This window comes from uncultured Roseovarius sp., assembly GCF_913054395.1.
Taxonomy (GTDB): domain Bacteria; phylum Pseudomonadota; class Alphaproteobacteria; order Rhodobacterales; family Rhodobacteraceae; genus Roseovarius.
The window spans coordinates 1-9,685 of sequence record NZ_CAJXIP010000126.1; the positions used below are offsets into that span (position 1 = coordinate 1).

Sequence of the window (9,685 nt, forward strand, 5' to 3'; positions counted from 1 at the left end):
CCAACAAGCCGCGCCTTCCGGCGCGGCTTTTGTTTTGGACACCCATCACAAAAAAACCGCCGCACTTCGCAATGGAAGGCGGCGGCAGGCGCAAGCGGTTATCGTGTAGGACCCGGGCCATCCGACTTAGGGGGAGGCAGACCCCCAAGAGGACTATGAACAGGCAGTGTCAGTCGAGACGCATCAAATAGGGGACAGATGCGCGGACGGACCGGCACGAATTTCGCAGGCAGAATTAGAACAGACTCACCTCGTCACACTGGTACAAACACAAAAGATCACATCAAACTTCACACAAAACCCGGAACATGCAGCGCAAGCACCAACATGAAGACCAAGACCAAGCCGCCCGCGGCGTCCTGCAACAATGTGTCGCCAGAGTTGCGAACTACCGATTTGATTTGCTGCATCATGTGGTCTCTCCTTCCCGAATGTCTTGTTGCCACTTTGTTCTCACATCGAGCGAGTCGAGTAAAGAACTTTTTGAGAACATTTGAGAACATTAAGGGAAAATCAATCACTGAGTGGCACTAACCCACTGAAATCAAACGGATCGCCTGATCCTGCTCCATAAGCCACAAGAGAACGCGCGCCGCCTGTCCGCGTGGCGCGCCAAGATCCGGGTCGTCATTCAAAAGTTTGCGGGCATCCGATTGCGCCACTGCCATCAGCGCCGATTGCGCCTCAAGATCGGCCACCCGAAACCGCGGCAGGCCGGATTGCGCCGTGCCGATAAGATCACCGGCGCCACGCATCTCGAGGTCGACCTCGGCGATGCGAAACCCGTCATCGGTGTCGCGCATGGTGCTTAGCCGCCGTTCGCCGCCTTCGCTCAGCGGCGCCTGATACATCAACAGACAGGTCGAGGCCGTCTCGCCCCGCCCGACCCGGCCCCGCAATTGGTGCAACTGTGCCAGGCCGAAACTTTCGGCGCGTTCGATCACCATGATCGACGCATTGGGCACATCGACCCCCACTTCGATCACCGTGGTCGAGACCAGAACCGATGTCTCGCCGCGCTGAAAAGCGGCCATGGCGGCATCCTTGTCGTCGGGTGGCATCTGACCATGAACAAGCCCGACCAACCCCTCGCCAAGAGCGGCGCGCAAACTCTGAAACCGGGCTTCGGCACTGCTGAGATCGACACTTTCGCTTTCCTCGACAAGCGGACAAACCCAATAGGCCTGTCGCCCGTCACCAATCGCATGGCGCAGGTGATCGACCACCTCGTCCATCCGCGCCATATTGACCAGCGCCGTCTTGATCGGTTTGCGGCCGGGCGGCTTTTCATCGAGAATACTGACATCCATGTCGCCATATTGCGCCAGCGCCAGGCTACGCGGGATCGGCGTGGCGGTCATCACAAGCACATCGGCCTGCGCGCCCTTTTTGCCAAGTTCAAGCCGTTGCCGCACGCCAAAGCGGTGCTGTTCATCGACAATCGCCAACCGCAGATCGGCAAATTCCACATCTTTTTGAAACACCGCATGGGTGCCAACCAGAATCTGGATGTCCCCGCGTGCCAGCGCCGCAAGCTTGGCGCGCCGCTCGGCGCCCTTGTCGCGGCCGGTCAGGATTTCAAGTACCACACCGGCACTCTCGGCCAGCGGTCGCAACCCTTGCAGATGTTGACGCGCGAGGATTTCCGTCGGCGCCATCATCACCCCCTGCCCGCCCGCTTCAACCGCGATCAGCAAGGCCTTGAACGCGACCAAGGTCTTGCCCGCGCCAACATCGCCCTGCAACAGGCGGTTCATCCGCAGGGGTGCCGCCATATCCTCGGCAATATCGGCAATCGCACGGGTCTGTGCCCCGGTCAGCGCATAGGGCAGCTCCTCCAGCACCCTGGCCTGAAGCTTTCCGGTGCCAATGGTCGCGCGCCCCTTGGCCCGGCGCAGTTTCGAGCGCGCAAGCGCCAGCGTAAGCTGATGCGCCATCAATTCATCATAGGCCAGCCGTTCCCGCGCGGGATGCGCAGCCGACAGATCCTGATGATCCTTCGGCGCATGCGCCTGGCGCACTGCATCGGCCCAATCGGGCCAGCCGGCCTGCGCCTTTTGCACCGGGTCGATCCATTCTTCGAGATCGGGCAAGCGGGCAAGCGCGGCCTGCTCTGCCTTGACCATCATCTTTTGGGTGACCCCGGCGGTTAGCGGATAGACCGGCTCGAAATCGGGGATGTCGCCAGCCTCGTCGGGGGGCAGCATGTGATCGGGATGCACCATCTGCGCCAGCCCGTCGAACAGCTCGACCTTGCCCGACACCACCCGGCGCGCGCCCGTGGGCAGGGTCTTGCGCAGATATTCGTCACGGGCATGGAAGAACACCAGCTGAAACGTGGTCGCCGCATCCTCGACCGTCACCCGGTACGCCCCGCCGCGGCGGCTTGGGGCACGGTGCTGGCCGATGACCACCTCGACCGTGACCACCCCGGGCAGATCGGCGCCCTGCACCGTTGCGCGCTTGCGCCGATCCACGCCCGCATAGGGCAGCGTGAAAAGAAGATCACGCGGGCGCGCCACGTCAAGCGCCGCCAGATTCTGGACGGTCTTCGGGCCCACGCCCGACAGCGTCTCAAGCCCGGCGAACAGCGGGAACAGGATTTCGGGGCGTCCGGTCATGTCTGGCCAATCAGGTCAAGCCAGCCGTCTTCATCCAGCGTCTCTATCCCAAGCTCCGCGGCCTTTTTCGCTTTCGATCCGGCACCCGGCCCGGCAACAAGAAGATCGGTCTTTGCCGACACGCTTCCGGCAACCTTGGCGCCAAGCGCCTCGGCGCGGGCCTTGGCCTCGGCACGGGTCATTTTTTCAAGCGTGCCAGTGAAAACAACCGTCTTGCCCGCTACCGGGCTGCTGCTGGTGTCGGGGCGTGCGGCATCCTGAACATCAAGATGCGCCACAAGCCGACCGATTCCGGCACGTTCATTGACCTCGCCAAAGGCGCCAACAAGCGAGCGCGCCATCACCTCGCCAACCCCGTCGATCCCCAAGAGCCTTTCCCATTCGGGGCCATCAAACCCCTGGGCGGCGTCCATCGCGCCGGTGAAATCGTCCCAACTGCCGTAAAATCGTGCGATCGTATTGCTTGCGGCCTCGCCGACATGGCGGATGCCAAGCGCAAACAACAGGCGTCCGAACGGGATTTGCCTTTTATCTTCAATGGCCTGGAAGAGGTTGTTCGCGCTCTTTTCACCCCAGCCTTCGCGATTCTTGAGCTGCTGCAACCCGCTGCCATAGCGCGTCTTGAGCGTGAAGATATCGGCCGGTTCCCTGATCCAGCCATCGCGGTAGAATTGTTCCACCTGTTTCGCGCCCAGCCCCTCGATGTCAAAGGCGGCGCGGCTGACGAAATGCTTGAGCTTTTCCACCGCCTGCGCCGGACAGATAAGCCCGCCAATGCACCGGCGGGCCGCGTCGCCCTCTTCGCGCACCGCATCCGAGCCGCACTCGGGGCAGGTTTTGGGAAACGCGTAAGGCACGGCATCCTCGGGGCGTTTGCTCAGGTCCACATCGGCGATTTTCGGGATCACATCGCCCGCGCGGTAAACCTGAACCCAATCGCCGACGCGGATATCCTTGCCGTCGCGGATGTCCTCGCCCTTGCTGTCCCGCCCGAGGATGTAATCCTCATTGTGCAGCGTGGCGTTTGACACCACCACGCCACCAACCGTCACCGGCATCAGGCGTGCGACCGGGCTAAGCGCGCCGGTGCGCCCCACCTGAATGTCGATTGCCTCAAGCCGGGTCCAGGCGAGTTCTGCCGGAAATTTATGGGCAATCGCCCATCGCGGTGTGGTCGAGCGGAACCCAAGCCGGGCCTGCAGGCCAAGATCGTTGACCTTATAGACCACCCCGTCGATGTCATACCCAAGCGTCGCGCGGCGTTGTTCGATGCGGGCATATTCGGCCAGCATCTCTTCCGGGCCCGAACAAAGCGTGGTCATCGGATTGGTTTCAAACCCCAACGCGGCAAGGCGTTCGATCGCTTCGATCTGGGTTTCGGCCAGCGGCGCGCTCAACTCACCCCAGGCATAGGCGAAAAACTTCAGGGGGCGCGCGCCGGTAACCTTGGGATCAAGCTGGCGCAGCGAACCGGCGGCGGCGTTGCGCGGATTGGCGAAGGGTTTGTCCGCGCTTGCCGCCTGCCGCGCATTCAGGGCCTCAAAATCGGCATGGCTCATGTAGACCTCGCCGCGGACCTCAAGGATATTCGGCGCGCCGGTAAGGGTCTGCGGGATATCGGCAATCGTGCGCGCATTGGCGGTGACGTTTTCGCCGACCTGCCCGTCGCCGCGTGTCGCGACTTGTATCAACTGCCCGTTTTCATACCGCAGGCTCAGGCTGAGCCCGTCGATCTTGGGCTCGGAGGTATAGCCAAGATCGGCCTCGGCCCCAAGCCCGAGGTAGCGGCGAATGCGGGCGTCGAACTCGACCACATCTTCGTTGTCAAAGGCGTTGCCAAGGCTGAGCATGCGCACCGCGTGGGTGATCTTGGCAAAACCTTCGGCGGGCATCGCGCCGACCACGTCGCTCGGGCTGTCGGCACGTTTCAGATCGGGAAACCGCGCCTCGATCGCGGCATTTCGCGCCTTGAGCGCGTCAAACTCCGCGTCCGACATGACCGGCGCATCTTTGGTGTGGTATGCCTGATTGGCCGATGAAATAAGCGCTGCGAGCCGTTCCAGTTCGCGACGTGCCTCTTCCTTGTCCAAGCTGTCAACTGCGCGCGTGTCGCTCATGGGCCCCTCTGTCCTTTCCTGACGGGGCATTGCCTGCCCCCGGTCTCAGGTCAAAGTGATACGGCCCTGTCTGGCAGAGGTCCAGATGTCACGGCACGCCTCAGGCGCCGATGGCAAGCCTTTGATCATCCATCTCGCTCGGATCGGGATCGCGCAAGACATAGCCCCGCCCCCAAACCGTTTCGATGTAATTCGCGCCGTCGGTCGCCTCGCTGACCTTTTTACGCAGCTTGCAGATGAACACGTCGATGATCTTGAGTTCGGGTTCGTCCATGCCGCCGTAAAGATGGTTGAGAAACATCTCCTTGGTGAGCGTCGTACCCTTGCGCAGCGACAAAAGCTCGAGCATCTGGTATTCCTTGCCGGTCAGATGAACGGTCTTGCCACCCACATCGACCGTCTTGGCATCGAGGTTGACATTGATCTTGCCTGTGCGGATCACCGATTGGGAATGGCCCTTCGAGCGGCGGATGATCGCATGAATGCGCGCCACGAGTTCTTCGCGGTGGAACGGTTTGGTCAAATAGTCATCCGCCCCGAAACCAAATCCCTTGATCTTGCTTTCGGTATCATGCGCCCCCGACAGGATCAGGATCGGCGTGTCAATCCGGGCCATGCGCAACTGACGCAGCACATCGTGCCCGTTCATATCCGGCAATCCCAGATCCAGCAGGATCAGGTCATAGTCATAGAGCTTGGCCAGATCGACCCCCTCTTCGCCCAGATCGGTCGTATAAACGTTCAGGTTCGCATGGGTCAGCATCAGTTCGATGCTTTTCGAGGTTGTCGGGTCGTCCTCGACCAGTAGTACTCGCATCTTGGTTCTCCACAGATCAGTGCTTCAATCGGAACCACACTCGCCAAAAATGGTTAACCCTCCGTTACCGTTGTTGGCATATCAAGGCAACTCTCCTTTTGGTTGTCTAAAGGTCTTGAGCGCAGTCACTTTCAAAGCCTTTTCCCCGTGGCTGCTGGCGGCAGTGACCCATGCATCAAATTCTTCACCGCTCAAACCATATGTCAGCATAGCCTCATTGCGGGTCATAAGCCCGTAGGCAACCCCGCGCACCACGGCCAGTTTGCGCGAGGCGACCCATCGCCGGGTATGCGCTGGAGGCAAGTCTGCCCTGCTCAAGATCGTGCCATCCGGCAGGCTGACGGCCCTTGGCCCTTCCACTTTCTTCAGATACATCACTCTCACCCTTTTTCTGATGCTGACCAAAGTGGTCGCATCGGGCTTAACGGCAGGTGAAACCGGGGCTTGAGAGTAATTAGCATTTTCCTATATTCTGAATGACCCGAGCGGAGGCCGATATGGCGCTAGATAACGATACACCTTTGAATTCCCTTGGCTTTGCAAAGGCTCCGGCCGACACACGAGTGGTCGTGGCGATGTCCGGCGGTGTCGACAGTTCGGTCGTCGCCGCCTATTTGGCCGAACAGGGTTATGATGTGGTGGGCGTGACGCTGCAACTTTATGACCATGGCGCGGCCCTGGCCAAGAAGGGTGCATGCTGCGCCGGGGTCGATATTCACGATGCGCGCCGCGTCGCCGAGGACGTCGGCTTTCCGCATTACGTCCTGGATTACGAGAATATCTTCCGCGACGCGGTGATTGACGAATTCGCCGACAGCTATCTGGCGGGTGCGACACCGGTGCCCTGCATTCGTTGCAACGAGCGGGTCAAGTTCAAGGACCTGCTTGAAACCGCGCGCGACCTTGAGGCCGATTGCATGGCGACCGGGCATTATATTCAGCGCAAGACCGGGCCGAACGGTCCGGAATTGCATTGCGCGGCGGATTCAAATCGTGATCAGTCTTATTTCCTGTTCTCGACCACCGCCGAACAGCTGGAATATCTGCGCTTTCCGCTCGGGCACCTGCCCTCGAAAGAGGCCACCCGCGAACTGGCAACGAAATATGGATTGCAGGTCGCCGACAAGCCCGACAGTCAGGATATCTGCTTTGTGCCAGACGGCAACTATGCCAGCGTGATCGAGAAATTGCGCCCCGGCGCGGCAGAACCGGGCGAGATCGTGCATGCCGACGGTCGCACCCTCGGGCGGCATGACGGCGTGATCCACTATACCATCGGTCAGCGCCGCGGCCTTGGCATCGGCGGGCTTGCCGATCCGCTTTACGTGGTGCGCCTTGATGTGGATGCCCGTCAGGTGATCGTCGGCCCGAAAGAGATGCTCTCGACCCGCAGCGTGCCGTTGCGCGAAATCAACTGGCTTGGGGATGAGCCCCTGATGTCGCGGCCCGAGTGGCATGTCGCGGTCAGGGTGCGTTCGACCCGCCCGGTGCGTGCCGCGATCCTGCGCCCGATTTCAGAGACCGAGGCAGAAGTCGAGTTGCTCACCCCCGAAGAGGGCGTGTCGCCAGGGCAGGCCTGCGTGTTCTATGAACAGGACGGCACGCGGGTGCTGGGCGGTGGATGGATCTGGCGCGGGGCATAAGGCCGCCCCGGCGGATTTTGAGTATTTTTGCCAAGAAGAACCAGGGGGCCGGGGCCGATCAGAGGTCTTTGAACCGGGCCTCCTGCCGGGCGGTCCAGCGCACGGTAAGATCGAATCCGTCTTCGGTCTGGGTTTCCGTTTCGACCAGATCCTTTTCAAACAGCCAGGCCCGTTTGCGCCCGGCGTCAAAGCCGAGATGCAGTGTGGTGACATGGGTTACATCGGCCAGCGCCTTGGCAATCGCCTCGACCAGGTCGTCGATCCCCTGTCCGCTGATGGCCGAGAGCGCCTGAACATGGTCAAGCCGCGCGGCCTTGGTCAGGGTGGCGGCGCGAGCGTCTTCGTCAAGCCGGTCGATCTTGTTCCATATCTCGATCTGCGGGGTAGTCTCCTTGACGCCGAGACTGTTGAGGATGGTGCTCACATCCTCGGCCTGGGCCACGGTTTCGGGATGCGAGATATCGCGCACATGGCAGATCAGATCGGCGGCCAGCACCTCTTCGAGGGTGGCGCGGAAGGAGGCGACGAGCTCGGTCGGCAGGTCGCTGATGAAGCCGACCGTGTCCGACAGGATAACCTCGGGGCCGCCGCCGGGCAGCCGGATGCGCCGCATGGTCGGGTCGAGCGTGGCGAAGAGCATGTCCTTGGCCATGACCTCGGCCCCGGTCAGCCGGTTGAACAGGGTGGATTTCCCGGCATTGGTATAGCCAACAAGCGCCACGATCGGGAATGGCACCTTGGCCCGCGCGGCGCGATGCAGGCTGCGGGTCTTGACCACCTTTTCAAGCTGGCGGCGCAGGCGCACCAATTGTTCGTCGATGGCGCGGCGGTCGGCCTCGATCTGGGTTTCGCCTGGCCCGCCGACAAACCCCAATCCGCCCCGCTGGCGTTCAAGGTGGGTCCAGGCGCGCACCAGGCGGGTGCGCTGATAGGACAAGGCGGCCATCTCGACCTGAAGCACGCCTTCGCGGGTGGCGGCGCGATCGCTGAAAATTTCAAGGATAAGGCCGGTACGGTCCAGAACCTTGACGTCCCAGGCCTTTTCCAGGTTGCGTTGCTGGACAGGCGTGACCGGGCCATCGACCAGCACCAGCTCGACCTCGTTATCCTCTATGGCCTGGCGCAGCTCTTCGAGCTTGCCCTTGCCGAAAAGTTTGCCCGCGTCAGGTTTGCGCAGGCGCACCACCTGAGAGCCGACCACATCAAGGTCGGGCAAGGCATGCGCCAAGGCAACGGCCTCTTCCAGAGCGAGAACAGGATCGCGCTCTGACTCGGCCGAGGGGATTTCAGGGTGGATGACCCATGCCCGTGTCACGGGGCGCGCGTGTTCGCTCAATTGGTCTCTTCACCATCATAAAGATTGACCGGCTGCGACGGCATGATCGTCGAAACGGCATGCTTATAGACCAACTGTGATTGGCCATCACGGCGCAGCAAGATGCAGAAGTTGTCAAACCAGGTGATCACTCCCTGCAATTTGACACCGTTGATCAGGAAAACGGTGACCGGGATCTTGGTCTTGCGAACCTGGTTGAGAAACGCATCTTGCAAATTTTGTCGATCAGAAGCCATTTAAGTTCAAAGCCTTTATTCTTGCACACACCGCGAACCGGTGCCTGAGGGTCTTGCATATTGCCCGAGTATGTCTTGCCCGCGCGCGACTTTCCAGCCTAAAAATGAAAACGCCGACCTGCGTGAGCACCGATTGACCTAGTCGCGCCAGACCGCCGGGTTGAGCAGCGCGATGATTGCCAGCGTCTCAAGGCGCCCAAGCACCATCGCCGCGCCATAGCAAAGCTTGGCGCCGGCGCTTAGTTCGAGAAGGCGAATAGGCGTTTCACTGGCGGCGCTGATCAGCGGGCCGGTGGTGGACAGGGCCGAAACCGAGAGGATCAGCGCGGATTCGAAATCCTGCCCGAACCCCGCAAGCAGCATCGTCACAAAGGTCAGTGACATGGCAAACAGCATGAAGAACACCCAGGCGATATAGGCGCCATGCCGCCTGATTCGCCGCCCTGCCCCCGTGGCGTGCCCGACAGAGGAGGGATGCACAAGCCGCTCGACCTCGCGCTTGCCATGCAGGTAAAGCGCATAGACCCGCAAAAGCTTGACCCCGCCCGCAGTCGTCGCAACGCCCCCGCCGACAAGCGACAGCCCCAAAAGCACAAGCCCCGGCGTACCAAGCCCGGACCAGTCACGCGCCTCCTGCCAGTCGGCGCTTTCGAACCCGGCGGTCGACAGGAAAGACAGTACGGTGAACATGCCCCCCCAAAAGGCGCGCAGGCCAACGGTGAGATTGTCCGCCTCGATCACCTCGAAGGCGGCAATCCAGTGGCGCAACACCAGCAAGAGCGGCACCCCAAGCACAAGCAGCACCCCAAGCCGGAACTCGGGATCGTAAAGGACGCCGGGGCGTGCCGATGTGATCGTGTCCGACGAAAACGTAAGCCGCGACAGGGCAAACAGCAAAAAGAGAAAGATGGCAAA

At 61.2% G+C, this 9,685-nt stretch carries 9 protein-coding genes; 1 reads left to right on the top strand and 8 read right to left on the bottom strand.

What is annotated here, in order from left to right:
* Nucleotides 1–290 precede the first annotated feature (290 nt).
* The 5 genes from QZ522_RS14880 to QZ522_RS14900 all read right to left on the bottom strand — a co-directional run bounded on the left by QZ522_RS14880 (nt 291) and on the right by QZ522_RS14900 (nt 5,930).
* A complete protein-coding gene (locus QZ522_RS14880) occupies nt 291–413 on the bottom strand; it encodes a hypothetical protein (protein WP_294613228.1) in 123 nt (40 codons plus the stop codon).
* A 117-nt stretch (nt 414–530) separates the two neighbouring features.
* Nucleotides 531–2,621 carry an ATP-dependent DNA helicase RecG gene (recG, locus tag QZ522_RS14885; RefSeq protein WP_294613231.1) on the bottom strand — a complete coding sequence of 697 codons (2,091 nt, stop codon included), beginning with the start codon at nt 2,619–2,621 and terminating at the stop codon, nt 531–533.
* Nucleotides 2,618–4,738: an NAD-dependent DNA ligase LigA gene (gene ligA / locus QZ522_RS14890; protein WP_294613234.1), complete on the bottom strand. Its 2,121-nt coding sequence runs from the start codon at nt 4,736–4,738 to the stop codon at nt 2,618–2,620. Before ligA ends, recG begins: the two co-directional genes overlap by 4 nt.
* Nucleotides 4,739–4,838: 100 nt before the next feature.
* On the bottom strand, nt 4,839–5,555 hold the full coding sequence (ctrA, locus tag QZ522_RS14895; protein WP_294613236.1) for a response regulator transcription factor CtrA: 717 nt from the start codon (nt 5,553–5,555) through the stop codon (nt 4,839–4,841).
* 81 nt (nt 5,556–5,636) lie between these two features.
* Complete coding sequence (locus QZ522_RS14900; RefSeq protein WP_294613238.1) at nt 5,637–5,930, bottom strand: DUF1153 domain-containing protein; 294 nt, start codon at nt 5,928–5,930, stop codon at nt 5,637–5,639.
* Between the two features lie 122 nt (nt 5,931–6,052).
* Here QZ522_RS14900 and mnmA point away from each other — a divergent pair, with 122 nt between their 5' ends.
* Nucleotides 6,053–7,198 carry a tRNA 2-thiouridine(34) synthase MnmA gene (mnmA, locus tag QZ522_RS14905; protein ID WP_294613240.1) on the top strand — a complete coding sequence of 382 codons (1,146 nt, stop codon included), beginning with the start codon at nt 6,053–6,055 and terminating at the stop codon, nt 7,196–7,198.
* Nucleotides 7,199–7,256: 58 nt separating this feature from the next.
* Here mnmA and hflX read toward each other — a convergent pair whose 3' ends face one another.
* The 3 genes from hflX to QZ522_RS14920 all read right to left on the bottom strand — a co-directional run.
* Nucleotides 7,257–8,534: a GTPase HflX gene (hflX, locus tag QZ522_RS14910; protein WP_294613243.1), complete on the bottom strand. Its 1,278-nt coding sequence runs from the start codon at nt 8,532–8,534 to the stop codon at nt 7,257–7,259.
* Nucleotides 8,531–8,770 (bottom strand): RNA chaperone Hfq, encoded by a 240-nt coding sequence (gene hfq, locus QZ522_RS14915; protein WP_294613246.1) that lies wholly within the window; start codon nt 8,768–8,770, stop codon nt 8,531–8,533. The genes hflX and hfq overlap by 4 nt, the downstream gene beginning before the upstream one ends.
* Nucleotides 8,771–8,908: 138 nt before the next feature.
* The coding region (locus QZ522_RS14920; protein ID WP_294613249.1) for a potassium transporter TrkG at nt 8,909–9,685 on the bottom strand (777 nt) is incomplete at its 5' end.